The organism is Salmonella sp. SG203 (genome assembly GCF_013350575.1).
GTDB classification, from domain to species: domain Bacteria; phylum Pseudomonadota; class Gammaproteobacteria; order Enterobacterales; family Enterobacteriaceae; genus Salmonella; species Salmonella enterica.
The window spans coordinates 96,958-123,649 of record NZ_SNMT01000013.1; the positions used below are offsets into that span (position 1 = coordinate 96,958).

Annotated in this window: 22 protein-coding genes and 1 pseudogene; 7 read left to right on the forward strand and 16 right to left on the reverse strand. The window is 53.6% G+C overall.

All coding sequences use genetic code 11. The annotated features are described in order from the left end of the window. Positions 1-141: 141 nt before the first annotated feature. The 9 genes and pseudogenes from recC to rppH all read right to left on the reverse strand — a co-directional run bounded on the left by recC (position 142) and on the right by rppH (position 10,127). On the reverse strand, positions 142-3,513 hold the full coding sequence (gene recC / locus HV477_RS18085; RefSeq protein WP_079898926.1) for an exodeoxyribonuclease V subunit gamma: 3,372 nt from the start codon (positions 3,511-3,513) through the stop codon (positions 142-144). A gap of 15 nt (positions 3,514-3,528) precedes the next feature. After that, positions 3,529-3,848: pseudogene (locus tag HV477_RS18090) on the reverse strand (prepilin-type N-terminal cleavage/methylation domain-containing protein). Continuing rightward, positions 3,833-4,240, reverse strand: coding sequence for a DUF2509 family protein (locus HV477_RS18095; protein WP_001078532.1), 408 nt, complete (start codon positions 4,238-4,240; stop codon positions 3,833-3,835). The pseudogene HV477_RS18090 and the gene HV477_RS18095 overlap by 16 nt, the downstream one beginning before the upstream one ends. Next, positions 4,237-4,800, reverse strand: a complete 564-nt coding sequence (locus tag HV477_RS18100; RefSeq protein WP_024792497.1) for a prepilin peptidase-dependent protein — start codon at positions 4,798-4,800, stop codon at positions 4,237-4,239. The genes HV477_RS18095 and HV477_RS18100 overlap by 4 nt, the downstream gene beginning before the upstream one ends. Continuing rightward, positions 4,791-5,261: a prepilin peptidase-dependent protein gene (locus HV477_RS18105; protein ID WP_000744668.1), complete on the reverse strand. Its 471-nt coding sequence runs from the start codon at positions 5,259-5,261 to the stop codon at positions 4,791-4,793. The genes HV477_RS18100 and HV477_RS18105 overlap by 10 nt, the downstream gene beginning before the upstream one ends. Before the next feature lie 184 nt (positions 5,262-5,445). After that, positions 5,446-6,240 carry a thymidylate synthase gene (gene thyA, locus HV477_RS18110; protein ID WP_000816247.1) on the reverse strand — a complete coding sequence of 265 codons (795 nt, stop codon included), beginning with the start codon at positions 6,238-6,240 and terminating at the stop codon, positions 5,446-5,448. Between the two features lie 6 nt (positions 6,241-6,246). Then, positions 6,247-7,122: a prolipoprotein diacylglyceryl transferase gene (lgt, locus tag HV477_RS18115; RefSeq protein ID WP_000204645.1), complete on the reverse strand. Its 876-nt coding sequence runs from the start codon at positions 7,120-7,122 to the stop codon at positions 6,247-6,249. Positions 7,123-7,337: 215 nt separating this feature from the next. Continuing rightward, positions 7,338-9,584: a phosphoenolpyruvate--protein phosphotransferase gene (ptsP, locus tag HV477_RS18120; protein ID WP_000957888.1), complete on the reverse strand. Its 2,247-nt coding sequence runs from the start codon at positions 9,582-9,584 to the stop codon at positions 7,338-7,340. A 12-nt stretch (positions 9,585-9,596) separates the two neighbouring features. Beyond that, positions 9,597-10,127 (reverse strand): RNA pyrophosphohydrolase, encoded by a 531-nt coding sequence (rppH, locus tag HV477_RS18125; protein ID WP_000564481.1) that lies wholly within the window; start codon positions 10,125-10,127, stop codon positions 9,597-9,599. Positions 10,128-10,809: 682 nt separating this feature from the next. Here rppH and mutH point away from each other — a divergent pair. From mutH to HV477_RS18145, 4 genes are all read left to right on the forward strand, one after another. After that, on the forward strand, positions 10,810-11,505 hold the full coding sequence (mutH, locus tag HV477_RS18130; RefSeq protein ID WP_001274930.1) for a DNA mismatch repair endonuclease MutH: 696 nt from the start codon (positions 10,810-10,812) through the stop codon (positions 11,503-11,505). Positions 11,506-11,686: 181 nt separating this feature from the next. Beyond that, entirely contained in the window at positions 11,687-12,400 is a 714-nt protein-coding gene (locus tag HV477_RS18135) for a TerC family protein (RefSeq protein ID WP_000895635.1), read from the forward strand. A 170-nt stretch (positions 12,401-12,570) separates the two neighbouring features. Then, complete coding sequence (locus HV477_RS18140) at positions 12,571-12,789, forward strand: YgdI/YgdR family lipoprotein (RefSeq protein WP_000758662.1); 219 nt, start codon at positions 12,571-12,573, stop codon at positions 12,787-12,789. 190 nt (positions 12,790-12,979) lie between these two features. Then, the gene (locus HV477_RS18145) at positions 12,980-14,020 is read left to right on the forward strand and encodes an NADP(H)-dependent aldo-keto reductase (RefSeq protein WP_000558960.1); all 1,041 of its coding nucleotides are present in this window, start codon (positions 12,980-12,982) and stop codon (positions 14,018-14,020) included. 86 nt (positions 14,021-14,106) lie between these two features. Here the strand turns inward: HV477_RS18145 and lplT are convergent, their stop codons facing one another. After that, complete coding sequence (gene lplT / locus HV477_RS18150) at positions 14,107-15,309, reverse strand: lysophospholipid transporter LplT (RefSeq protein WP_000004679.1); 1,203 nt, start codon at positions 15,307-15,309, stop codon at positions 14,107-14,109. Then, a complete protein-coding gene (gene aas / locus HV477_RS18155) occupies positions 15,302-17,461 on the reverse strand; it encodes a bifunctional acyl-ACP--phospholipid O-acyltransferase/long-chain-fatty-acid--ACP ligase (RefSeq protein WP_079898925.1) in 2,160 nt (719 codons plus the stop codon). Before aas ends, lplT begins: the two co-directional genes overlap by 8 nt. A 592-nt stretch (positions 17,462-18,053) precedes the next feature. Between aas and galR the strand changes: the two genes are divergently transcribed. Together galR and HV477_RS18165 are read left to right on the forward strand one after the other, a co-directional pair. Next, positions 18,054-19,082 carry an HTH-type transcriptional regulator GalR gene (gene galR, locus HV477_RS18160; RefSeq protein ID WP_000201030.1) on the forward strand — a complete coding sequence of 343 codons (1,029 nt, stop codon included), beginning with the start codon at positions 18,054-18,056 and terminating at the stop codon, positions 19,080-19,082. A 10-nt stretch (positions 19,083-19,092) separates the two neighbouring features. Further along, entirely contained in the window at positions 19,093-20,115 is a 1,023-nt protein-coding gene (locus HV477_RS18165) for a LacI family DNA-binding transcriptional regulator (RefSeq protein ID WP_000968346.1), read from the forward strand. A gap of 9 nt (positions 20,116-20,124) precedes the next feature. Here the strand turns inward: HV477_RS18165 and lysA are convergent, their stop codons facing one another. After that, positions 20,125-21,387 (reverse strand): diaminopimelate decarboxylase, encoded by a 1,263-nt coding sequence (gene lysA, locus HV477_RS18170; protein ID WP_079898924.1) that lies wholly within the window; start codon positions 21,385-21,387, stop codon positions 20,125-20,127. 117 nt (positions 21,388-21,504) lie between these two features. Between lysA and HV477_RS18175 the strand changes: the two genes are divergently transcribed. After that, positions 21,505-22,440, forward strand: coding sequence for a LysR family transcriptional regulator (locus HV477_RS18175; RefSeq protein WP_000741798.1), 936 nt, complete (start codon positions 21,505-21,507; stop codon positions 22,438-22,440). Here HV477_RS18175 and HV477_RS18180 read toward each other — a convergent pair. From HV477_RS18180 to kduI, 4 genes are all read right to left on the reverse strand, one after another. Continuing rightward, positions 22,412-23,119, reverse strand: a complete 708-nt coding sequence (locus tag HV477_RS18180) for an aspartate/glutamate racemase (RefSeq protein ID WP_000848633.1) — start codon at positions 23,117-23,119, stop codon at positions 22,412-22,414. The genes HV477_RS18175 and HV477_RS18180 overlap by 29 nt on opposite strands. Positions 23,120-23,231: 112 nt before the next feature. Continuing rightward, entirely contained in the window at positions 23,232-24,647 is a 1,416-nt protein-coding gene (gene araE / locus HV477_RS18185) for an arabinose-proton symporter AraE (protein WP_000253635.1), read from the reverse strand. A gap of 353 nt (positions 24,648-25,000) precedes the next feature. Beyond that, entirely contained in the window at positions 25,001-25,762 is a 762-nt protein-coding gene (gene kduD, locus HV477_RS18190; RefSeq protein ID WP_000602476.1) for a 2-dehydro-3-deoxy-D-gluconate 5-dehydrogenase KduD, read from the reverse strand. A gap of 56 nt (positions 25,763-25,818) precedes the next feature. Next, positions 25,819-26,655 carry a 5-dehydro-4-deoxy-D-glucuronate isomerase gene (kduI, locus tag HV477_RS18195; RefSeq protein ID WP_000383270.1) on the reverse strand — a complete coding sequence of 279 codons (837 nt, stop codon included), beginning with the start codon at positions 26,653-26,655 and terminating at the stop codon, positions 25,819-25,821. Positions 26,656-26,692: the final 37 nt, after the last annotated feature.

Below are 26,692 nucleotides of genomic sequence, written 5' to 3' on the forward strand. Positions count from 1 at the left end.
CTGTATGGTCACGTAAACCATCGACCTGAGCGGAACGGGATATTATTGTGCTGAACCAGGCAGCATTTTTTTATCAGTAATCAGTCCGTGACGAAGAGCGCATCATAGTCGAAGCCTTTTAATGGCGCGATTTTCATACAATCAACGAGACTGACTAAAACGAAACAGCGGTAACAGGTAATGCCGTGACTGCGCAATGATAGCCTGCAACGTTTCAGATTCCAGCTGACGCCAAAGACGTTGATACCAGATATCTTCGCCTTCGCCGCTCACCATCATGTTGCCTTCATAAGCCTGTAGAAACTTTGTTCTGGCCTTCTGTAAGGTGTCATCGTCGTCTAACATGACATCATTTTCAGCGTCATAACAGGCTTTTATCCATGCGCCGCCGCTTTCCGGCAGTACCAATAGCGGAGAAGACATGCCTTCCCGGTAGCCTTCAATCAGTTGCGCCAGGTAAGCCATTGCCTGCGCTTTATCAAGTGGCGGAAATCGCCATTCTCCCTCTTTGCGCAAAAACAGACGACTTTCGCCACTCCCGCCGCTGGCACAATAGACAAGGTGTTCCAGCCAAAGTTGCACACCTTGCGCCACGCTGATTAAAGCGGGACGCCAGCGCAATAATCCATCCTCCTGTACCTGCGGCAGCCAGCCGGTTAGCTGAACGCCATTGCAAAGCAGATCCACTTCCAGGCTTTGGCTCGGCTTACGGCAGGCGATGACCCGGCTTGCCAGTTGCTGCATCTCCTGACATTGCGCATCCCAGAATATTTCGCCAAACGCGCCGTAAGGCAACTCTCCCGCAGCCCGGAAACGGCGGAACAAGCGTTCGGCGTCGTCCTCTTCAACCAGCGTATTGAGCAACTGTTGGTTAAGTTGATATCGCGTCAATCCCTCTAATTCAAACGGTTCCGCATCAGGAATCTCACTCTCTTCCGAGCGGAAATTAACCTGAAGCCGCATCTGAAAAAATGCGCGTACCGGATGGGCCCAAAAACGCTGCAGACTTTCCAGAGTCAATGTTTCCGGCATCGTAAAAGGAAGCGGCTGCACAAAGTCAGAATGCGCTTTTCCCGACTGACTCGCCGCGGGCAACCACTCTCTGGCATAACTTTGCTGTTCGCCGGGTTGGTAATTTTGCGCATCAAAAGGCATACGGGTATGCAGACGCGTAATATGCGCTTTGACTCGTGCTTCGCTCTCATCACAGGTCAGCGTTTCGTCGCCCGGCAAATAGTGGCTTTGCCCGATGTAATCCACCAATTCTTGCACCAGTACAGAGGGAAAGCGTTCGCTATTATCCTGGATGGAGCGACCGATGTAGCTGATATACAGCGTCTGCTGCGCCGAGATTAACGCTTCCAGAAACAGATAGCGGTCATCGTCGCGACGGCTTCGATCCCCGCGCATGGTTTTTTGGCTCATCAGGTCAAAGCCCAACGGCGCAAGCTGGCGCGGGTATACGCCGTCGTTCATTCCCAGCAGGCAAACGACTCTGAACGGAATGGAACGCATCGGCATCAGCGTACAAATATTGATGGGGCCCGCCAGGAAGCGCTGGCTAATACGTTCCTGATCCAGACGCTGCGCCAGTTCATCCCGCAGTAGCGAAATCGGTACCGCATCGCCATATTCCGCCGCGACGCCTTCGGCGATAATGGCCTGCCACTGCTGTTCAATCAATGTCATTGCCGCTTCCGTGTCCGCATCGGGCAGGAAGAAATCATTGAGCATATCGCGACAAACGGGCAACCACTCTTCCAGCGGTCGCTCCTGCGCCAGACCGCGCCGCCAGATATTAAGCTGCATCAGCAGCGAAGCCAGATGCCCGACCAGCTCAGCAATCAGACCGCTGGATTCGTCATAAGGCAGAACCGACTGCCACTCGCCCTGAGCGCTTTCCATCGCATACCCCAGCAGCATACGCGTCAGGCCAAATTGCCATGTATGCTGCCCCGTGGCAGGAAGTTCCAGCTCGCGCACGTTGTCATCGTCAATCCCCCAGCGAATGCCTGACTCATTGACCCACAAGCGCAAATAACGCAGCCCTTCTTCGTTGATCGTAAAGCGGGCAGCCAATACCGGTACGTCTAACAACGCCAGAACATCCTCGGAGACGAAGCGGCTGTCCGGTAACGAAAGCAGACTGATAAATGCCTGTAACACCGGATGTGACTGACGCGCCCGCCGATCGGAAATGGCATAAGGCAGATAGCGCTCCGTTGGCGCGCTACCAAATACCGCCTGGATAAACGGGCTATAGCTGTCAATATCAGCCACCATAACGATAATGTCGCGCGGCGTTAGCGTCGGATCGGCTTCCAGCATCGCCAGCAGGCGATCGTGCAGTATTTCCACCTCGCGCTGCGGGCTGTGACAAACGTGAAAAGAGAGGCTGTTATCCTCGGGATCGAGCAGACGCTTATTGTCGCTGCGCGAATACTCCTCAATATTTACGCCCGCCACCGCATGGCTTTCCAGTTCAAGGATATCCGCCTGAATCCGATGCAAAAGATTATCTGGCGTAATATCAACAAAAGCATCCAGCTCCTGGCTGTTTTCCAGTTCAGATAGCAGGTAGATATAATCCCGCCCCAGTTTTCCCCATGAGGCCAGTAGCGGATTACCGATATCCTGTTCACCGTCGCTGTTAAATAAGGCTTCCGGATTCTGGTTTTCACGGAACAACGGTAAATGACGGTCTTCAAAACTGTGACGACGCTGGCGAGCCATGAGTTTTGCCAGCCAGGCTGGGTCTTTTATATCCCCCCAGTAATACCGACACGGATTAGTAAAAAGGAGATGGATTTCAATATGTTTACCCAGCGCCTGCAATGCTCTGAGATACACTGGCGGTAACGCGGAAATGCCGCAAATAAAAACGCGGGACGGCAACCCTGGCGGGCAGGCGGTCGCGCTTTCCAGCGTTTGAATAAAGCGTTGGTAGAGATTGGCGCGATGCCAGCGCGGCTGCCCCAGCGCGGCGGTATATTCCACCAATGCTTTCCACAGCGGCGCCTGCCAGTTTTGCGCCTCTCCCAGACCTTCCACGGTTTTTCCCGCTTCCCACTGCGTAAGCCAGTCAGGCCGATAAACCAGATACTGATCGAACAGGTCGGCGGCGCGCGCGGAAAGCTGAAAGAGTTTGCGTTTATCGGTGTCGTCGGTCAGATAATGGCGCAGCAGTACAAACTCATCCTTATCCAGCAACTGCGGCAGCAAGGTCATCAGTTTCCAGCTCATGCTTTGTTTGCTGAAAGCGCTTTCTTTGGGAATATCCGGCAACACGCGGACAAACATCTCCCAGATAAAACTCGCCGGTAACGGAAAAGCGATATTCGCCGCAATACCAAACTTTTGTGAAAGGGTCATCTGCAGCCACTGCGCCATACCCGTGCTTTGTACCAGAATCATTTCTGGTTCAAAGGGATCATCCAGCCGCTCGCGTTCGACGATGAATTCCATCAACGCTTCCAGCACATCCAGACGATTGGAGTGGTAGACCCTTAACATAATTACTCCTGACGATTAACGATTTGGACAATGCAAGCGCGTCATTTGCCCCTGCCTGCCAGAGGTGAAACCATCGTGACGCTGATGCTGACACATCCCGATTGCGTTGTCTGCATCCGGTTGGCCTTCCAGCTGTCAGCAGGCGAAAATGGATACAGCGCCGTTTGCTGCCACGCCTGCCGCCAGATCTGGAGATACTGATGTCGTAATGCAAAACTGTGCATTAATACCCGCTGATAGCCTGACAGCGCGGTGACGATCATTACCATTAGAACCATCGCCACTAAAACTTCCGGGAGGCTAAACCCGCGTTGTAAATTCAGGGGATGCGACATAACGCCACCTCTTTTAACGGACAAAAATCGCTCCAGCCGTGGGGAGAAAAGACAATGCTTCCCTGAATGACGTTGCCCAAACGCCATAACGTCATGCCGTCATCTTGCGCCGCCATCACCACCTCATCCCCCGATAATCTCCGCAAACAGACTCTCGCTCCTGAAGAGGAATAGCGCCGACATTCCATTTCGGTTACGCCTGACCATAGCTGCCCCCGTCCCCATTCCAGCGCCGACTGCACAAGCGCCTGGCGTTGTATCGCCAGGCTCTGCGTCGTCACGCGGGCGGCATAGCTGGCCTGCTGCTGATTTACGCCTTGCAGTAGCAGACTGCCCAGAATCAGTATTAAAAGCGCCAGTATTAGCGAAGAAGCGCCACGTTCCCGATTCACAGATTAAATCCCGTTACGCTGTATTGCGCGTCAATAACCGTCTGAGGCTCGGCTTTGCTGGCGCCGCGCAGATGCAGCATGAGCACTGGCGAGAATCCCGTTATATCCCAGCGCTCAACGGTAAACGCCGTGATGAGTACCGTATTGGGATCGGTCATTTTTTCCCATCCCTTACCCTGGCAAGATGTTGCTCCGCGTAATGTCTCCAGAACGTTATCCTTCATACGGAACCCGGTCTGGTCGGCCTCTTTCGCCGGTATGGTATCCCAGACCCCGTTATTATTCCCGTCCCACTGAACGATGACGCATTGCCCCTGTTCGGCAAGATGTAGCCCTTCGCCGATACAGTGGCCATGACAATAACCCGCACGTTGAAGATGCTTCGCTACGGTATAGGTTCGCTGCCAGATTTCATCTTCCAGCGATAACTGTCGCGTGTTGTGCCAGATCTCACGCTGTAGCGCCGGTAAAAATCGTGCGGACCCAAGCAGTAAAATGGAACCTATCGCCATCGCCAGCACAACTTCCAGTAGCGAGAACCCCCGCGTGGTTATTGACACGTGGCGGCCTCGTTACGCTCGCATAGCCTGATTCGCCCCCAGGAGGAGACGACCAGACGCCACTCTCCGGCAGCGTTTTTCAGTACGATGTGCCCTGCCCATGCCGTATTGCGCAGGCCAAAGAAGGCTAACGACGGCGTGATATCGGCAAGGACGACATCACGCCAGTCGGGCGTAAACACAAAGGGGGAAGATGGCGTACACGATGTTTGCGTAGCAACAGAGCTGACAAAGCACCATGAACCGCCTTCGCTGACCACGCGAAGAATGTGATCGCGGTTATGCCAGTGAGCATCCTCACGAAGTTGCAGCAGGTAATCCCGCACCTGACATGCGGTTTGCCACAGGCGCTGTTGCTGCTGCCAGCGTTGCCAGCCATAAAGTCCTGTGGCGCTGAGAATGATAATGAGCGACATCGCGACCACCGTTTCAATGAGCGTATAGCCCTGTTGTTTTTTCATGTCGGCAGTATGGCGGGCGGGGAAAAAATAACGAGCGCCAAATACAGATTGTTCGGCGCGTTACGAGAAAAAGTTCATGTCTTGCAGCGCGTTGCAAAATTTCAGGAATCCGCGCCGAAGATTGAGATGAAGGGTAAAAAAAACCGACGCGCGATGACGTCGGTTATGGCAGGATCGTCAGCGCTTAGATAGCGACCGGCGCTTTAATACCGGGGTGCGGATCATAGCCTTCAATTTCGAAATCATCGAACCGGTAGTCAAAAAGCGAATCGGGTTTACGCTTAATCACCAATTTCGGCAGCGCGCGCGGTTCACGGCTTAATTGCAGGTGCGTCTGCTCCATATGGTTGCTGTACAGGTGCGTGTCGCCGCCGGTCCAGACAAAATCGCCGACGTCCAGGTCGCACTGTTGCGCCATCATATGCACCAGTAACGCGTAGCTGGCAATGTTGAACGGCAGACCGAGGAACACATCGCAGGAGCGCTGATAAAGCTGACAGGAGAGTTTTCCATCTGCGACATAAAACTGGAAAAAGGCGTGACACGGCGCCAGCGCCATCTTATCCAGCTCGCCGACGTTCCACGCAGAAACGATAATACGACGAGAGTCCGGGTCGTTTTTAAGCTGGCTTAAGACCGTGGCGATCTGATCGATATGGCGGCCATCCGGTGTTGGCCATGCACGCCACTGCTTACCATAAACCGGGCCTAAATCGCCGTTCTCATCGGCCCATTCGTCCCAGATGGTGACATTATTTTCGTGCAGGTAAGCGATGTTGGTATCGCCCTGCAAAAACCATAGCAGTTCGTGAATAATTGAACGTAAATGGCAGCGTTTTGTCGTCACCAGAGGAAAGCCTTCCTGCAGGTTAAAACGCATCTGATGGCCAAAAATGGAAAGCGTGCCGGTGCCGGTACGGTCGTTTTTCTGTGTGCCTTCATCCAGCACTTTTTGCATCAGTTCTAAATACTGTTTCATGGTTCCTCAGGAAACGTGTTGCTGCGGGCGGCGGCGATATGCCCAAACCATCATGATCGCGCCAGCGATAATCATCGGGATAGAGAGAATCTGCCCCATGCTGATGTACTGTACCCACGCGCCGGTAAATTGCGCGTCCGGCTGGCGGAAGAATTCAACAATGATACGAAACGCGCCATAGCCAATCAGGAATAATCCGGAGACTGCGCCCATCGGACGCGGTTTGCGAATAAAGAGATTAAGGATGATAAACAGCACCACGCCTTCTAATGCCAGTTCATACAACTGGGAAGGGTGACGCGGCAATACGCCGTAGGTATCAAAAATAGGCTGCCATTGCGGATGTGACGGCAGCAGCGCAATATCTTCCGCGCGTGAGCCAGGAAAGAGCATGGCAAACCGGAAGTCAGGATCGACGCGCCCCCACAATTCACCGTTGATAAAGTTGCCCAGACGCCCGGCGCCCAGGCCGAACGGAATTAACGGCGCAATAAAATCAGACACCTGAAAGAACGAGCGCTTCGTGCGCCTGGCGAAGATAATCATCACCAGTATCACGCCGATAAGCCCGCCGTGGAAGGACATGCCGCCGTCCCAGACGCGGAATAAATAGAGCGGGTTATCCAGAAACAGAGGGAAGTTATAAAACAGGACATAGCCAATACGTCCCCCCAGGAAGACCCCCAGGAAACCTGCATAGAGTAAATTTTCAACTTCGTTTTTGGTCCAACCGCTTCCCGGACGGTTAGCGCGACGCACCGCCAACCACATCGCGAAAACGAACCCCACCAGATACATCAAGCCATACCAGTGAAGCGCGACGGGCCCAATTGAGAAAATGACCGGATCAAAGTCCGGAAAATGCAGATAGCTACTGGTCATCTGTCACCACAATTTCTTGTTATTTCGCTGAAGAGATAGCGATTGATAAGCGCGCCTGCGCGTTGCAGACGCTCCAAAGGTGCGAATAATAGCACAAGGGTTAAAAGCGAGACGCCGATTACCGTTAAAAGATATGTATACGCATTGTCTTTCATCTTGCAGGCGTGTTGTCTGCGCCGTGAATCCACAGTCACTCTCTTTTCCCGCTCCAGTCGTTACAACCCTCCTCGAATCAATCCCCCCATCCCGCGGCGCTCCATAAACGCCGCCACCTGATGACGCACTTCGGTCGCCATCTGCGCCTCAAGGCTGCGTCTGGCAAGGGTTTGCGCGTCTTCAAAATCGATATGCCGCAGCAGATATTTCACACGCGCTACCGAACGGCCATTCATCGAAAGATGGCGATATCCCAGACCGATAAGAATCGCCACGCACATCGGATCGCCCGCCATCTCGCCGCACAAGCGAAGATCGAGGCCATTTTTTTCGGCTTCCTGCGCAATCATGCTCAGTGCGCGCAGCATAGCCGGATGCAGACTGTCGTAAATACTGGCCACGCGGGTATTGTTGCGATCTACCGCCAGGATATATTGCGTTAAATCGTTGGTGCCGACCGAGATAAAGTCGATCCGGTTAGCCAGATGCGGCAGCATAAATACCATTGATGGCACTTCCAGCATAATGCCGATACGCGGTTTCGGGATCGCATAGCCGATCATCTCCTCGACCTCGCGCCCGGCGCGTTCGATCAGACGCCGCGCTTCATCGACTTCATCAATACTGGTGACCATCGGCAGCAAAATGCTGAGGTTGCCAGTCGCCGCATTGGCGCGCAGCATCGCGCGGACCTGGATCAAAAAGATCTCCGGCTGATCCAGCGTAATGCGGATCCCGCGCCAGCCCAGACACGGGTTCTCCTCGCTGATCGGCATATAGGGCAGTTGCTTATCCGCTCCCACATCCAGGGTCCGCAGCGTCACCGGTTTATCGTTAAACATTTGCAGCATCCCTTGATACTGCGCCACCTGCTCTTCTTCCGAGGGAAACCCGCTTTGCAGCATAAAGGGAATTTCAGTACGGTACAGGCCGATACCGTCGATCCGACTGCCTAACTTTTCCTCATGCTCGGGGCTGAGCCCGGCATTCAGCATCACTTTGACTCGCTCGCCGCTTTTCAGCTGGGCGGGAAGATTGACGTCGTCCTCCGCCAGACGACTGAGTTCTATCTCTTCACTAATGAGCCGCTGATATTCCTGAATAAGCACGGGTTCAGGATCGACCAGTAATTCACCGCGATAGCCATCCACCACCAACGTACGGCGATGTAGCACCGAAGGCTGGATATCCGCGCCCATGACGGTCGGGATACCGAGCGCGCGCACCATAATCGCCGCATGCGAGTTTGCCGCGCCGTCGCGCACCACAACGCCCGCCAGCCTGTCCTGCGGCAGCTCCGCCAGGGTGGTCGCCGACAGCTCATCCGCGACCAGAATAAAACGTTCCGGCCAGGCGTTTGGCCCCTGAACTGAATCATCAAGGTGGAATAACAGCCGCTGCCCCAGCGTGCGTAAGTCTCCCGCACGTTCTTTGAGGTAGTTATCGGTTAGCGCCGCAAATTGCTCGGCAAATTTTTCGATGATTTTTTTAACGGCCCACTCCGCAACAGCGCCTTTGTCGACCTCGGCGAAGAGTTCGCGACGCAGTCTGGCGTCTGAAAGCAGGTGTGAGTACAGATCGAAAATGGCCGCCGTCTCTTTTTGCGCGCCGGCGGCAAAGCGTTTGCTGTATCGTCGGAATTCGTTCGCCGCCTCTTCCAGAGCGCCGGTCAGTCGTTCGCGTTCAAGAGAGGTATCCAGCGTAGACGCTTCGTAAACCTGTTCCATCAGCGGCATGGTCGCGTCTTGCCAGCCCGTTGCGATAGCCACGCCCGGCGCCGCAGGAAGCGCGCGGATTCGCGTCTGCCGGTATTGCCCGAACAGCGCTGTGACCTGCGACTGTGACAGGATAGCCGCCATCTGCGTAGCGAGCGTGACGAGGAAAGACTCTTCGCTTTCATCGTACTGGCGCAATTCGCGCTGCTGTACGACCAGCACGCCGAGAAGTTGGCGACGCTGAATGATCGGCACGCCGAGAAACGCGCGAAAACGCTCCTCTTTTACCGAAGGAATGTATTTAAAGCTGGGATGTTTTTGCGCATCGGCAAGGTTAATGGGTTCCGCCAGTCTGCCCACCAGACCGACGATCCCCTCATCAAACGCAAGCGCAACGGTTCGACCACGCGGTTTTTTCAACCCCCGCGTCGCCATCAGGTAATAACAGCGTCGGTCATGATCGGCCAGGTAAACCGAGCAAACCTCAGTATCCATCGCAAGACAGATATCCGTGACCAGAATATTCAGCGCCTCGTTCAGACGCGGCGCACTGGCCACTTTTTCGACTATTTCGCGCAGGCGAGTGAGCATAATTTGCGTGGCTTAACCTCTTTTACGTCGATAAGCAGGCGCGCTTTGTAGCTTAGGGGGATTATCCTGAAGCGCCATGACAACACTTGCAAACTCTTTCATTACCCTGCGGTAGACATCGCGTTTAAATGACACCACTTGTCGAACCGGATACCAGTAACTTACCCAGCGCCAGCCGTCAAACTCCGGCGTACTGCTGGTTTGCATATTGATTTCGGCGTCGGCGCTCATTAACTGCAAAAGAAACCACTTTTGTTTCTGGCCGATACATACCGGCTTTGTGTCCCAACGCACCAAACGTTTTGGTAACTTGTAACGCAACCAGTTGCGAGTAGAAGCAAGGATCCGCACATCTTTACGGCTTAACCCAACTTCTTCAAACAGTTCCCGGTACATCGCCTGTTCTGCCGACTCCCCTGGATTTATCCCGCCCTGCGGGAACTGCCAGGAGTGCTGACCAAATCGCCGGGCCCACATCACCTGCCCCTGACGATTACAAATTACGATACCTACATTTGGGCGGTAGCCATCGTCATCAATCACCGGACTACCTCAACATAAACCTTATATATGAACGATTGTTTCATACTCCAGTGAGGCGGTAAACCACTCTGTAATAGTGACACAGCCTAATAACAATTGAATAACTCACAGTAAATAGCCGAGTTATAAACAGATGATGACGCCCTTGCGCCATTTTATTCACCTTTTCTGTGGATATAGATGTGAAGAAGTATGGAATTACCACGGGAAAACCCAGAACAGTCTGAATTTCTCATGCTGGAGACAGTAAAAATAGTGCCTTATATTCATTGCGTTATAGACAAATCTTACATGCCACCTTCATAAAGCGTGACCAGCATCACATCTAAGATCCTTATGCTGATGAAAGATCAACCAGCGTCGGTTTTATCCACAGATTGTGCCAATAACTTACGCACTATTTGTCTGAATTTTCGATTTTCGTCGCACGTCAAGGCTGTAAATGGAAACAGTAGTGGTGGTTTTACACAGTTATCCCAACTTTCTGTGGATAACATAGTGTAAGATCCTGTTTATTGTCAGTGACCAGAATTGGAAAACCCGCTTCAGCGTTGCGCAACACGAAGAAACAACACAAAAAAGGCAATAAAAATCAGTCTATTGAATATAAGACACAGAAAAAGATAAACTCTGCCCATACGGTATAAAATCACTGCTCATTTTTTGACCTAAGGTAATTGTCATGTCCGCTCTTTGTCCGCTACTGACTCCGCCTGCTTCGGAAGCATTGCTGTTAGCCCAAGCGCGGCAGCTTTCCGGCTATACGTTAGGCGAGCTGGCGGCGATGGCCGGCATTACCACGCCTAAAGATTTGAAGCGAGACAAAGGCTGGATCGGTGTCTTGCTGGAGATCTGGCTCGGCGCCAGCGCCGGGAGCAAGCCGGAGCAGGATTTCGCCGCGTTAGGCGTAGAACTGAAAACCATCCCGGTGGATAGTCTGGGTCGTCCTCTGGAAACAACCTTTGTTTGCGTGGCGCCGTTAACCGGTAACAGCGGCGTGACCTGGGAGACAAGTCACGTACGGCATAAATTGAAGCGCGTGCTATGGGTGCCGGTCGAAGGCGATCGCAGCATACCGTTAGCCGAACGCCGCGTAGGTTCGCCGCTACTCTGGAGTCCGAGTGAAGAAGAGGACAGGCAGCTACGCCTCGACTGGGAAGAGCTGATGGACATGATAGTGCTGGGCCAGGTGGAACGCATTACCGCCCGTCATGGCGAAGTCTTACAACTGCGGCCCAAAGCCGCCAATGCCAGGGCGCTCACCGAGGCTATCGGCGCGCGCGGGGAACCTATTTTGACGCTACCGCGTGGATTTTATCTGAAAAAAAATTTTACGCAGGCGCTGCTGGCTCGCCATTTTTTATTGCAGAATCCGTAACGTCCATTACACGCAAATGCGCCTCCGCTATGGCTACGCGTCGGACCGACGCTCGATAAACGTAAGCGTATTGTCGCCGCTATTTTACACCGTTCCTGGTTGCGCAAATTCAGCCTGGGCTTTCGCCCGTCACTCGACGGGCCTATAATTACCGCTTCTTTTTTTGGCAGGACTTTGTTCGATGTTATTTGCATGGATAACCGATCCTAATGCCTGGCTGGCGCTCGGTACGCTGACGCTGCTGGAGATTGTACTTGGGATCGACAACATTATTTTTCTTTCTCTGGTGGTAGCAAAACTTCCTACGGCGCAACGGAACCACGCACGGCGGCTTGGGTTGGCGGCGGCGATGGTCATGCGCCTGGCGCTGCTGGCGTCAATCGCCTGGGTCACTCGTCTGACTAATCCGCTGTTTGAGCTTTTCGGCGAAGCGATTTCCGCCCGCGATCTCATTCTTCTACTGGGCGGGTTATTTTTAATCTGGAAAGCCAGCAAGGAGATCCATGAGTCCATCGAAGGCGAAGAAGAAGGGTTAAAAACTCGGGTTTCTTCTTTCCTGGGCGCAATAGTGCAGATTATGCTGCTGGATATTATTTTCAGCCTTGATTCAGTTATCACAGCGGTTGGCCTCTCCGATCATCTGTTTATTATGATGGCGGCAGTCGTTATTGCCGTGGGCGTCATGATGTTTGCGGCACGGCCCATCGGCGAGTTTGTTGATCGCCATCCGTCGGTAAAAATGCTGGCGCTCTCCTTTCTGATCCTGGTTGGCTTTACCCTGATTCTGGAAAGTTTCGACGTTCACGTTCCGAAAGGGTATATCTATTTCGCCATGTTCTTCTCTATCGCAGTAGAGAGCCTGAACCTGTTGCGTAATAAAAAGAATCCGCTGTAATCCTGTCTCGCTCCCCCGCTGGGGGAGCGAATACTCACTTTATTTCCTTTCTTCTCACAGATTAAGATTTTGCTGCTTCCGACATGCAGAGCTGCGCGTTATTACTAGACTATTATCAGACATATGATTAACAGACTATTATCAGATGCAGGCTATGTGAGGACAAACGGATGAAAAAGTGGGCAGTTGTAATTTCCGCAGTAGGGTTGGCTTTTGCGGTATCCGGATGCAGCAGCGATTATGTAATGGCGACGAAAGATGGTCGTATGATCCTGACCGATGGAAAACCACAAGTTGACGATGATACCGGTCTGGTCAGCTATACCGATGCACAGGGAAACGAGATGCAAATCAACCGTGACGAAGTGTCTCAAATCATCGAACGTTAAGCGGTGGCCTGTGATCGAGGTCAGCGTTCTGCAAGCCTTCAGGCTGCGTCCCGTAACGGTGCGTGGCGACCACGCCCGGTAACAATTACGCCGCGCAGCCTGCAATTTTACTTTCCCTTTTGCCTTCCCTCTGCCATTTTTATTGTCCTTTGTCGGGAATTTCTGACTTCATAATAAAAAGGAAACGGCTATGCACTATCACCGTATACCCCACAGCTCGCTCGAAGTAAGTACGCTAGGGCTGGGCACAATGACATTTGGTGAACAAAACAGCGAAGCCGACGCTCACGCACAGCTCGACTATGCCATCGCAAATGGCATTAACCTTATCGACGCCGCCGAGATGTATCCGGTACCTCCGCGCCCGGAAACACAAGGGCTGACGGAATCCTATATCGGTAACTGGCTCGCCAAACGCGGCAACCGTGAAAAACTGATCATCGCCAGCAAAGTTAGCGGACCGGCACGTAATAATGATCAAGGCATCCGGCCTCATCAGGCGCTGGATCGTAAAAATATTCGCGAAGCGCTACACGACAGTTTGACCCGGTTGCAGACCGACTATCTGGATTTGTATCAGGTGCACTGGCCGCAGCGCCCCACTAACTGCTTCGGTAAACTCGGCTATAACTGGACGGACTCCACGCCAGTAGTAAGTCTGCTGGAGACGTTAGACGCGCTAAGTGAGTTTCAGCGAGCGGGTAAGATTCGTTATATTGGCGTTTCAAATGAGACAGCGTTTGGCGTTATGCGCTATCTGCATCTGGCGGAAAAACATGACCTGCCGCGTATTGTCACGATCCAGAACCCCTATAGCCTGTTAAACCGCAGCTACGAGGTCGGCCTGGCGGAAGTAAGCCAGTATGAAGGTGTTGAATTGCTCGCCTACTCCTGTCTGGCGTTTGGCACATTAACCGGTAAATACCTGAACGGGGCCAAACCCGCAGGCGCGCGGAATACCTTGTTCAGCCGCTTCACACGTTACAGCGGCGAACAGGCACAAAAAGCCGTTGCCGCCTACGTCGATATCGCGAAGCGTCACAATCTTGATCCGGCGCAAATGGCGCTGGCCTTTGTTCGCCGCCAGCCGTTTGTCGCCAGTACGTTACTGGGCGCAACCACGATGGCGCAGCTCAAGACGAATGTGGAAAGTCTGCATCTGACGTTAAGCGAAGAGGTTCTGGCGGAGATTGAGGCGGCGCATCAGGTTTATACCTATCCGGCGCCGTGATGGTCAGTGCCCGGTGGCGCTACGCTTCCGGGCTTACAGAGACAATGTAAGCCGGATAACACGCACTCGCCGCCCGGCATATTCACTCAGTATGATGCCTGCCGGCGCTGCCAGATCCACAGCGCCGCGATCGCCAGCGCGAACAGCACGCCAAAGCCGATACCTATCGCCACCGCAGGAACGCCAACCAGCACCGCCAGCGAGTACAGTCCCAGCATTAATAGCATGGCGCTATTCTCGCCCAGATTTTGTACGGCAATGGCATTCCCGGCGCCAACGCTCTTCTTACCGCGCTCCTGGAGCAAGGCGTTGAGCGGCACCACAAAAAAGCCGCCCAGCATACCTATCAACAGCAACAAGGCATAAGCAGGCAGCAAGGCGTGCTGTAATGAGAAGATCGCAACCACAACGCCAATCAAAATCCCGGCGGGCATACAGCGCGATACGGTCTCCAGCGTCACCAGTTTTGCCGCCGCGCCCGCGCCGACCACAATGCCTACCGCCACCATGGCGTTCAGGTAAGTCGGCGTGGCGTTATCCGTAATGCCCAGCGCCACTGGCACCCACAGCACCAGCAGAAAACGCAGCGTCACGCCTGCGCCCCAGAATAGCCCGGTCCCCACCAGCGAAAAACGCGTTTCACCGTTACGCCAAAGGACAACGCAAGCGCTGAAGAAACTACGCGTCATCGCCGACAACCGCCAGGATTGTCCTGGACGCGCCGCCACAAGCTTCGGGATAAACAGGTTAGCCGCCACTGCGCCAGCGTAGGCCAACGCGCAGGCAACCAGCGCGGCGATGACATGCCAGTCGGCCAATACGCCGCCCGCGACGGAACCGAGCAAAATCGCCGCAATCGTAGAGGCTTCCATCAGGCCATTGGCTTTCACCAGCTTATCGCCCGTCGTCAGTTCGCCCAGAATACCGTATTTCGCCGGAGAATAAGCCGCCGCGCCAATCCCGACCAACGTATAACCGACAAAAGGATTTATGCCGAGGCAGATACCTGCCGCTCCCGCCAGTTTAAGACCATTGGCGACCATCATCACCCGGCCTTTGGCAAAGCTGTCCGCTATCTGGCCGACAAACGGCGCAAAAAGAATGTAAGCGCCCACAAACACCATTTGCAAAACAGGCTGGCTCCAGTCCGGGTAAAACTGAGCTTTCAGCAGTGCCAGCGTCGCAAACAGCAGCGCATTATCGCCAAAAGCCGAGAGAAACTGCGCGACAATCACCGACAGCATCCCTTTCGACCAGATGGAGGTGTTAGTACGTACTGACTCACTCATGATGTTGTTCCGGCGCATCCACCCAACTTTTCAGCGTCACAAAATCGGGTTTCCCGCTGCCAAGCAAGGGAAGCTGCTTCAGATAACGGATATCACGCGGGACGGCCAGTTCCGGAATACCGTGTTCACGGGCATAGTGCTGTAACTTTTCTCGGGTGAGTTCGCTGTCAGTCGTAAACAGTACCAGCGCTTCACCTTTGCTGGCATCGCTTTTAATGGCGGTAGCGTGCATTTTCTCCGCCGAAACGCCAAGCGCCAGTTGCTCGACCATCTCCAGCGAGACCATTTCGCCAGCAATTTTCGCAAAGCGTTTCGCGCGCCCCTGAATCTGCACAAAACCATTTTCATCGAAGCGTACAATATCGCCCGTGTCGTACCACCCGCGCTCGGTTTCGCCTCTGGCGTTTTCCGCCGACGGCACCTCCAGCACGCCCGGTTTTTCCACGCGCAGATAGCCATTCATGATATTCGGCCCTTTCAGCTGTAGCCGACCGCCGTTTTCAATACCGGGCACCGCCAGCAGACGCGCGTCCATGCCAGGCAGAATGCGGCCAACAGTGCCAGGCTTAGCCGCCATCGGCACGTTAATCGAGACTACTGGCGCGCATTCCGTTACCCCGTAGCCCTCAAGAATGCGCAGACCGAATTTATCCTGCCACAGTTGTTTGGTGCTCTCCTGAAGTTTTTCCGCACCGGCCACCACATAGCGCAGGCGATAAAAATCATACGGATTGGCAAAGCGCGCATAGTTGCCGAGGAAGGTTGACGTACCAAACAACACGGTACAGTTACGGTCATAGACCAGTTCCGGCACAATGCGGTAGTGCAGCGGACTTGGATAAAGAAACACTTCCGCGCCGGTCAACAACGGCGTAAACAGGCCCACCGTCAAACCGAACGAGTGAAAGAGCGGCAGCGCCGACATAAAACGGTCATTGGCGGTGAAATCCGCAATCGTTTTTATCTGCTCGACGTTCGCCAGAATGCTTTTATGGCTGTGCACCACCCCTTTCGGGTGCCCTTCCGAGCCGGAGGTAAAAAGAATAATCGCCGCGTCTTCCGGCTGCTGTTTTACCTGCGCCAGTCGCGGCGCCAGGAGGTGGGCAAAAATCCACAGCTTGTCGGCGAGTGTGACGTCCGCTTTTAAATCTTCCAGGTAAACCCAGCGAACCTGCGTTAGCTGTTCCGGCAGGTGCCACAATTTACCTTTATCGAGGAACTGGCGGGAGGTAAAAATCGTTTTAATTTCCGCCGCGGTAATCGCGCTGGTCAGCCCTTTTACCCCCGCTGTGTAGTTCATCATGGCCGGAATGCGGCGACGAGAAACCGCGCCGAAAATCACCGCCGCGCTGATGGCGGCATTCGGCAGCATTAAACCGATTTTCTCGCCCTCAACGCTGTACTTTTCCAGAATCCGGCCGACAAAAAGCGTCTTGGTCAGTAACTTACGATACGTATCCGGCGTAAAGTTAATGTCCTCAATACAATTTTTACCCGCGCCGTAACGATATTGCGCCGCCAGCAACGATTCGTATAACGTCTCGCGCGGACGCACCGCCATACGCGCTTCCATCATGATCTGGTGCAGCATCTCACCCGCTATCTTACGTCTGTCGCGCGCGCGCGGCGCTTCCGGCATCGGTATTTGCGTCGGCGGTAAAATATGAAGCTGAATACGGGGGAATAAGCGCCGTTTAACCAGACCTTTCAGGCGACTGAAAGGGGTAAGCTCCGCGCCGTCAATGCGGAGCGGAATGACGGTTGCGCCCGATTTTGCCGCCACAAAACCTGCTCCGTCATAAATTTTCATCAGCGAGCCGGTCACGGAAATTCGCCCTTCCGGGAAAATCACCACTGGACGCCCCTGTTCCACCAGACGCACCAGGTGTTTAATGGACATGGGTTTAGTGGGATCGAGCGGCACAAAATCGATCAGCGGCGTTAACCAGCGCATATACCATTGCTGACTGATGGAGGTATATACCGCAAAGACAGGCCGTACCGGCAAAAACAGCGCCAGTAACATACCATCGATAAATGAAACGTGATTGGGGGTAATTAAGACCCGGTTCCCCTGTAGCGCCCGGACATCGCCAGTGACGCGCACACGATAAAGCACGCGAAACAGGTTACGGAAAAATCCAAACAGCATTTCAACTCCCTTTGGCCGACAATTCGCTAAAACATGAATTGTGGCAGATTACACGAGTTGCGTAACAGGAGCGATAGCAAAATAGGTTCGAAAAAAAACCTGCGCATCCGCGCAGGTTGGTGCAAGAGACAGGTACGAAGAGCGTACCGAATAATCTCACCAATCAATACCTCTGGGATCTTGATTGTGGGCTTCGCGCGTCTGCATCGCCAGTCCGAAAACGCAAAGGAATAAACGGAAATGCAACGAGTTGTGTAAATTATCCGTTACTGTTACAGGTTCAGGCGAAACAAAAAAAAACCTGCGCATCTCTACGCAGGTTGGTGTAATTCGTGTGATCAACAATGACGTTGATTCCACCTATCAATACCTCTGGGATCACCACTCTATCAACCTGACTCGCTGGCCTGCCAGCAGACAATCGCAACAGCGCTTCGCAAACTGTAACGAAAGATTTGTATTGTCACTTTACAGACGCATTTCTCCCGTGCAGGTCACATTTGCCCGACACGGCGGGGCAAGAGGCTTGAACAGACGTTCATTTTCCGTAAAACTGGCGTAATGTAAGCGTTTACCCACTATAGGTATTATCATGGCGACCATAAAAGATGTAGCCCGACTGGCCGGTGTTTCAGTCGCCACCGTTTCTCGCGTTATTAACGATTCGCCAAAAGCCAGCGAAGCATCCCGGCTGGCGGTGACCAGCGCAATGGAGTCCCTGAGCTATCACCCTAACGCCAACGCGCGCGCGCTGGCACAGCAGGCAACGGAAACCCTCGGTCTGGTGGTCGGCGACGTTTCCGATCCTTTTTTCGGCGCGATGGTGAAAGCCGTTGAACAGGTGGCGTATCACACCGGCAATTTTTTACTGATTGGCAACGGGTATCATAACGAACAAAAAGAGCGTCAGGCTATTGAACAGTTGATTCGTCATCGTTGCGCAGCGTTAGTGGTACACGCCAAAATGATTCCGGATGCGGACCTGGCCTCATTAATGAAGCAAATCCCCGGCATGGTGCTGATTAACCGCATTTTACCGGGGTTAGAACACCGCTGTGTCGCGCTGGATGACCGTTACGGGGCATGGCTGGCGACCCGGCATCTGATCCAGCAAGGTCATACGCGTATTGGGTATATCTGTTCCAATCACACTATCTCTGATGCCGAAGATCGCCTGAGGGGCTATTACGATGCGCTGGCGGAAAGCCATATCCCGGCTAACGATCGGCTGGTGACGTTCGGCGAACCGGATGAAAGCGGCGGCGAGCAGGCGATGACTGAGTTATTAGGTCGCGGCAGAAATTTTACCGCGGTGGCCTGCTATAACGACTCGATGGCGGCCGGCGCGATGGGAGTATTAAATGATAATGGCGTGGGGGTGCCGGGCGAAGTATCGCTCATCGGTTTTGATGATGTACTGGTCTCACGCTATGTGCGTCCCCGACTGACCACCATTCGGTATCCGATCGTCACCATGGCGACACAGGCGGCGGAACTGGCCTTAGCGCTGGCAGGGAAATGCCCTACGCCGGAAGTGACCCATGTATTTAGTCCGACACTGGTACGCCGACATTCGGTATCCACGCCGACGGATACCGGACACCTGTCGACAACCGATTAATCAGGGTAGCATGATGGCGACAATGCTGGATGTTTCCCGCCATGCGGGCGTATCAAAGGCCACCGTCTCACGAGTGCTGAATGGGACGGGGCAGGTAAAAGAAAGCACGCGCCAGAAAGTGTTTACGGCGATGCAGGCTCTGGACTATCGCCCCAACCTACTGGCACGCTCGCTGGCGAATCGCACCAGCAACAGCATCGGTCTGGTCGTCTCTACGTTTGACGGCTTCTATTTCGGCAGTTTGTTGCGCCGGGCGTCGCGCCAGGCGGAGTTGCATAACAAGCAGTTGATCGTCACCGATGGTCACGATACGCCGGAACGAGAGCAGAAAGCCGTACAAATGTTGGCCGACAGACAGTGCGACGCTATTATTCTTTACACTCGCTATATGGATGAGCCGGCGATTTTGTCGTTGATTGACGCCACGGAAATGCCGCTGGTGATTATTAATCGCAACGTCACTCAGGCCCGCGATCGCGCTATTTTCTTCGAGCAGGAGACGGCGGCATTCCAGGCGGTGGAATATCTGATTACGCAGGGCCATCGCGATATCGCCTGTATTACGCTGCCTGTTCATACTCCCACCGGCACATCACGCGTAGCGGGTTATCGCAAGGCGCTGGAAAAATATGGCATCCCCTGGCAACCGGCAAAAGTGAAATACGGCGATTACACGCTGACGCGCGGCTATGACGCCTGCCGGGAATTACTGGAGGAAGGCGTCACGTTTAGCGCGCTATTCGCCTGTAATGATGACACGGCGCTGGGCGCGGCAAAAGCGCTGCGCCAGGCCGGATTACGCATCCCGCAGGATGTGTCGCTGTTTGGTTTTGACGATGCGCCGGGCGCAACCTGGCTTGAACCGGGGCTTTCAACAGTCTATTTACCCATCGAGGATATGATAGCCACCGCGATCGATCAGGCCGTTCGTCTGGCGAACAGCGAGCCGGTCGCCCCGATCCCACCCTTTACCGGCACGCTGATTCTGCGTGAGTCCGTCGCCGCGGGCCCGTTTTTTCAACGTCCGGCCTAATGATGCGCTTCAGAACATCTCCAGCGCTAACAGCTCCTCAATGGTCTGACGACGGCGGATCAGCCGCGCCTGTCCATTGTCAAACAGTACTTCCGGCAGGAGCGGGCGGCTGTTGTAATTCGATGACATAGACGCGCCGTACGCGCCGGTATCGTGCAATACGAGGTAATCGCCGGGGATGACCGCAGGTAAGGCGCGTGTTTCAACCATTCCCCCTTCCTGCTGCGTAAAAACATCGCCTGATTCGCATAGCGGCCCGGCGACCACCGTCTCGACCCACGGGCCATTTTCAAGCGCGCGACCATCCGCCGCCAGCGCCGAAATACGGTGATAGCTACCGTACATCGCCGGGCGCATCAGATCGTTAAAACCCGCATCTACCAGCACGAAATGGCGGCTTCCCATCTGTTTTACGCTACGTACCTGCGTTACCAGCACGCCCGATTGCGCCACCAGAAAACGTCCGGGTTCGATCTCAAGTTTGACCGCATGTCCCAGATGGCGGGCGATTTGCTCGCGCGCCGCGTTCCACAGACCATAGTAATGGCGCGTATCAACGGGCTCTTCTCCCTCATGATAAGGTATCGAGAGTCCGCCGCCTGCCGAAATCGCGTCCAAATCCTGACCACATTCCAGCACCTGGCGAACCATCGCGCCGCAAACCTGCTCCAGATGACCATAATCGACGCCGGAACCAATGTGCATATGGATACCGACAAGTTTCAGTCGGTATTTCTGCATTACCGCCAGCGCCGCCGGAAGATCGCTATGCCAGATGCCGTGTTTGCTGTTTTCGCCCCCGGTGTTGGTTTTCTGGCTGTGGCCGTGACCAAAGCCAGGATTCACGCGCAACCAGATGCGATGCCCAGGCGAAACCTGACCAAGCTGCGTCAGCATATCTACCGAACCGGCATTGACCGGAATATGCAGTTCGCTGACGCGCGCCAGCGTGGCGGCGTCAATCACATCGGCGGTAAAAACGATATCATCAGGGCACGTTTGCGGATCGTAGCCCGCCGCCAGCGCACGTTCGATCTCCCCCAATGAAACAGAATCCACCTTGACACCCTGCGCGCGCATTAAGCGCAGGATATGAATGTTCGAACAGGCTTTTTGCGCAAAACGCACAACGTCAAACTGCTGCAGGGCGGCTATCTGACGGCGAATAATGTGCGCGTCATAGACCCAGACCGGACAGCCGAATTCAGCAGGTAATCTGAGCAAATTTTCAGCGTTAAGGTCGGTTTCAGCGTAATAATGCGGCAATGACATAACAAACTCCGGAACAGGCTTTTTAACGATTACGCCATACCTTAGAAAGAATAAAAAATATCGTTTTATTGTCAGTCTATGCAAAAATGATATGGGATAAATGATTCAGGGAAACGTATGGCTGCCGTTAATTTACGTCACATTGAAATTTTTCATGCCGTAATGACCGCCGGAAATCTCACCGAAGCGGCGCGGCTGCTGCATACCTCGCAGCCTACCGTCAGTCGCGAGCTGGCGCGTTTTGAGAAAGTGCTGGGATTAACGCTGTTTGAGCGCACACGCGGGCGCTTACATCCGACGGTGCAAGGGCTACGCCTGTTCGAAGAGGTACAACGCTCCTGGTATGGGTTGGATCGCATCGTCAGCGCGGCGGAAAGTCTGCGCGAGTTCCGTCAGGGCGAACTCTCTATCGCCTGCCTGCCGGTGTTTTCACAATCCTTTTTGCCGCCGTTACTACCGCCTTTTCTGGCGCGTTATCCGGATGTCAGCCTGAATATTGTGCCGCAGGAGTCGCCGTTGCTGGAAGAGTGGCTCTCCGCCCAGCGCCACGACTTAGGGCTGACGGAGACGCTTCATGCCCCGGCAGGAACAACCCGTACCGAGTTACTAACGCTAAATGAAGTGTGCGTACTTCCCTGCGACCATCCGCTTGCCGCCAAAACGGTACTGACGCCAGACGATTTTCAGGGGGAAAACTTTATCAGCCTCTCCCGCCTGGACAGCTATCGACAGTTATTGGATACGTTATTTGCCGAACATCAGGTGAAGCGCAGAATGGTGGTGGAAACGCATAGCGCGGCCTCCGTCTGCGCGATGGTGCGCGCCGGGGCGGGCGTTTCGATCGTTAACCCGCTGACCGCGCTGGACTATGCCGCCAGCGGCGTCACCGTCCGCCGCTTCAGCATTGACGTGCCCTTTACCGTCAGCCTGATTCGCCCGCTACACCGCCCCGCCTCCGCGCTGGTTGACGCCTTCAGTAAGCATTTACAAACGCATCTTTCGCGCCTGGTCGAACCGCTGGAGGTTATTCTGGGGCCGATGACGAAAGCATAAAGCTCACGGCATCTGCGGCATGAATTGCCGTGGTATCGAAAACCGGTAGCGCGCTTTGCGTCTGGGGAACAAGCAAACCTATTTCAGTGCAGCCAAAAATAACGCCCTGCGCGCCTTGCGCAGCCAGTTGTTCGATAACCTGTAAATAATAGTGGCGCGACGCGTCAGTGAATGTCCCCTGGCAGAGCTCGTCAAAAATGACCTGATTGATACGCGCCCGATCGTCCGCCTCCGGCACGATGGTCTCAATCGCAAATTGCTGTTCCAGCCGCCCGCGATAAAAATCCTGTTCCATCGTATAGCGAGTCCCTAATAGCGCCACGCGATGCAACCCCTGACGGGCGATAGCTCGCCCGGTAGCATCCGCGATGTGTAGGAAAGGCAGAGAACAACGAGATTCAATAACGTGCGCGATTTTATGCATGGTGTTGGTACACAGCACAATGCCTTCTGCGCCCGCCTGCTGTAACCCCTGGGCGGCCTGCGCCAGGATATCGCCCGCTTTATCCCACTCGCCGCGGCGTTGACATACTTCAATATCGTGGAAATCTACGCTATGCAGCAGTAAGCTCGCCGAGTGCAGGCCTCCCAGCTGCTGTTTAATGCCTTCATTGATTAAACGGTAATAAGGGATAGTCGATTCCCAGCTCATACCACCCAACAGTCCGATCGTTTTCACTGCGCTCTCCTTTTTGTAAAGCATTATGGCAGTGAAGCAAACTTACACATCCGTTTCCAGTCTATTTTTCATCATGCCGGATAACAGGCGTCATCCGGCATGGGAGGGGGGATTACACGCCAATATTTCTTAGCTTCTCGCCCGCCATTAGCTTGCGTTCGATATGCTCCAGGGTGACATTTTTGGTTTCCGGAATCAGCCAGAAAGTAATGCCGATAAAAGCGATATTCAGCGCGGTGTAGAGCCAGAATGTACCTGCCGCGCCAATGCTGTCCAACAGTGTCAGGAATGTCGCGCCGATGATCATGTTCGATACCCAGTTTGTCGTGGTTGAACAGGTAATGCCAAAATCACGGCATTTCAGCGGCTGGATTTCCGAACACAGTATCCACACCACCGGAGCGGCGCTCATCGCGTAACCGGCGATACACATCATCGTCATCCCAACGGAAAGCCAGGAGAGGCCGCTTGATGCCGTACCGTTATCAAACTGCATCAGGCAGTAGCCCAACACCAATGTCCCTAACGCCATTACGCTGAAACCGATTTTTAACGCCGGTTTACGCCCGGCCTTATCGACCGTAAAGACGGCGATAAACGTCGCGAACATAAAGGTCAGTCCGACCACCAGCGTAGCGATCATTTGCTGTTCCGTGGTGGTAAAGCCGGCCATTTTAAAAATGCGCGGCGCATAGTACATAATGATGTTCATGCCGGTGAACTGCTGCATTGCCTGTAGCAACATACCGAGGAACACGGCGCGGCGAACATTACGGTTAGCTTTAAATAATGCCCACCCGCCCTGCTTGAGTTTGAGGCTTTCCCGAATCTCATTCAGTTCATCACGGGCTTTTTCCGAGGTATCGCGCAGCATACGCAGCACCTCTTCCGCTTCAATATGGCGACCTTTTTGCGCCAGCCAGCGCGGACTATTCGGCAGGAATACCACCAGAATAATGAGCAACACCGCAGGCAGCGCCAGCACGCCCAACATCGCGCGCCAGTTGCCGCTGTAGCTGAATGCCGTATCGGATAAAAAAGCCAGCACAATGCCTAACGTCACCATCAGTTGATACATACTGATCATTTTGCCGCGAACATTTTCACTTGCCATTTCAGAGAGATAAAGCGGCGCGGTATAGGACGCAATCCCTACTGCTACGCCCAGTATCACGCGGGCGCCAATCAATACTTCCACGCTGGAAGCAAACGCCGACCCCAGCGAGCCGAGCACGAACAAAATCGCGCCGGCCATCAGGCTATACTTACGCCCCAGCCGGAATGAAAGCCAGCCGTTAAATAATGCGCCAATTGCCGCGCCAAGCATCATACTGCTGACGACCCACTCCTGCAGCCGACTGGTCAGCACGAAATGGTCGGTAATAAAAGGCAGCGCCCCGGCGATAACGCCGATATCCAGACCAAATAACAGTCCCGCTACCGCTGCAGAAACCGAAACAAACATATTCATACGTCGTGTGTCGCGAAGCGAACGCGGCGTTAAAGCAGAGTCATTAATAGAGACCATATTTTCCTGCCACCACAGAGTAAGACATAGCCTGAAAGTACGGGATACTCTTCCTCAAGTGTCAGGCTGGAAACGGCATAAATATGGATTAAATGGCTACGCTATAGCGATATGTGATGGATATTACACTTTTTAAATTTAACGCCGTTGCCGGGTATTTTTTTAAACCACCAATATTTCAATGAATTAAAGCATTGATCATAGCTATTATTTAACAATATATGGATTAAGTTAAACCCACAATATGGACTATGCTAATGAGATCATAAAAAAACCCTGTACGAGGACAGGGCTTTATCAGTTTTTTCGGCCAAAGCGTCGATTTTCCCAGAAACGCATTTGTCAGTAGCGGATTAACGCGCCAGCCAACCGCCATCTACCGCTATGGTATAGCCGTTAATATAATCAGCGGCGCTGGATGCCAGGAAGACTACCGGCCCCATTAAATCGCTCGGTAGCCCCCAACGTCCAGCCGGAATACGGTCGAGAATTTCGGCGCTACGTTGTGCATCAGCGCGCAATTGTTGGGTATTATTCGTGGACATATAGCCCGGCGCGATGGCGTTTACATTGATATTGTGTTTCGCCCACTCGTTCGCCATCAGACGCGTTATTCCCATTACGCCGCTTTTCGACGCGGTATAAGACGGAACGCGAATGCCGCCCTGGAAGGAAAGCATAGACGCGATATTAATAATTTTGCCGCCGTTGCCCTGGGCAATAAAATGTTTTGCCGCCGCCTGAGACATAAAGAACACGCTCTTGATGTTCAGGTTCATGACGTCATCCCAGTCTTTTTCCGTGAAATCAATCGCATCTTCACGACGGATCAAACCCGCGTTATTCACCAGAATATCAATATGACCGTATTCCGCCACCGCCCGTTCCAGTAGCGCCGGAATACCATCGATTTGGCGCAGATCGGCCGTCAGGCTTAAAAAACGACGTCCCAGAGCGGTGACGCGCGCAATAGTGTCCGTCGGTTCAACAATGTTAATACCGACAATGTCACAGCCCGCTTCCGCCAGCCCTAACGCCATCCCCTGCCCCAATCCGGTATCGCACCCCGTCACAACCGCGACTTTACCTTCAAGAGAAAATGCATTCAAAATCATTGTTAATCCTTATTTTTGTCATGCCTGTCACGCACAGGCGTTATCACCGGTCGCGACTAGCGCAGATCTTGTACCGCAACGTGATCCATGTCATCGAAGACCTGATTTTCTCCCACCATGCCCCAAATAAACGTATAGGCTTTGGTGCCAACGCCGGAATGTATTGACCAGCTTGGGGAAATAACCGCCTGTTCATTACGCATCACAATATGACGGGTTTCCTGAGGCTGCCCCATCATATGGAAAACGCAACTGTCCTCTTCCATATTGAAATAGAGGTACACCTCCATACGGCGCTCATGGGTATGGCATGGCATGGTGTTCCATAGATTGCCGGGCGCCAGTTCGGTGAGTCCCATACTGAGCTGACAGGTTTCCAGTACATCCGGTACGAAGTATTTATTGATGGTGCGACGGTTACTGGTGAGGTTATCGCCTAAGGTGACGGGCGCAACGTCGGCAGGCGACACTTTTTTCGTCGGATAAGCGGTGTGCGCTGGCGCGCAGTTGTAATAAAACTTCGCCGGTCTGCTCGCCTCATTGCTGACGAAGACCAGCTCTTTCGCCCCTTTACCAATATACAGAGCATCACGATGACCAATGTCATGGCGCTGCCCGTCAACGATAATGGCGCCCGCGCCGCCAATATTAATGACGCCCAGCTCGCGGCGGTCCAGTAATCGGGAAACGCCAAGCTGTTTACCTACTTCTCCGCCGATTTCAACGGGATGGCTGACGGGCATAATGCCGCCGACAATAATACGGTCGATATGGCTGTAGACCATCGTATATTCATCAGCGACAAAAATATTTTCTATTAAAAACTCGCGTCGCAGCGCCTGGGTGTCCAGCGTTTTAGCGTGCTCGCTATGGATACTTTGCCTTACGTCCACTTTTCCCTCCAATGATAAATCGATCGCAACGGCATAA